This window comes from Pseudomonas sp. ANT_J12, assembly GCF_008370045.1.
Lineage (GTDB): Bacteria > Pseudomonadota > Gammaproteobacteria > Pseudomonadales > Pseudomonadaceae > Aquipseudomonas.
The window spans coordinates 1-604 of record NZ_VOBN01000058.1 but is presented as its reverse complement, the minus strand read 5'-3'; the positions used below and the strand labels follow the sequence as shown (position 1 = coordinate 604).

The window sequence follows — 604 nt, the reverse complement described above, 5'->3', positions numbered from 1 at the left end:
GGCGACAGAGACTTCAGACTAACAATGCAAACCTGCGTCGCTGCGCTCCGACTGCCTGTCCGAATGAGCGTGGAATGAGTGTCCGGATGTTGGTGGGCTGAGTGTCCGGATGGCGTGGAATCCGCAGTGAGCACGTGGTATGAATCGTTCGGCAGGATCGACGTGATAAATCCAAGCGGCAGATACAGGATGTATGCAATCCACTCGCCGGCAAATCCTGTAATCGTGCCAAAGACATAGCTATACGTGTCGCTCACCGACAGCTCGCCGGTAGCAAAGCTCATCACTAAGCTAGGAGTAAACACGCACAGAAGGAACAAGTACCACGCGCCGTCACTGATTGTGATTTTTTTCATTGTCTACGAGCCCAGTCGTCGAAGTGCATTTTTTGAGCGTACCCAACCACCAGGCCGCGATCATTATCCATCCGGAGCCTGCCGATCATAGCCTTACCCTTAAAGCCAACATCGATACTTTGTAAGCGACCCATAAACCACACATGGCAAAAAACCGATGTGTGCATTTAGCGCGAGATAGTCGGGGAACAGTTCCACGGCAGCAAGGCTTCGAAGTCTTCTACCGAAGTAGCTTGTGGCAGGCGTTC

1 protein-coding gene is annotated in these 604 nt (G+C 52.3%); it reads right to left on the bottom strand.

The features are described 5' to 3' along the window. Positions 1 to 356, bottom strand: a 356-nt coding sequence (locus tag FQ192_RS34245) for a hypothetical protein (protein ID WP_218585832.1), incomplete at its 3' end; no start/stop codon positions are given. Positions 357 to 604 lie beyond the last annotated feature (248 nt).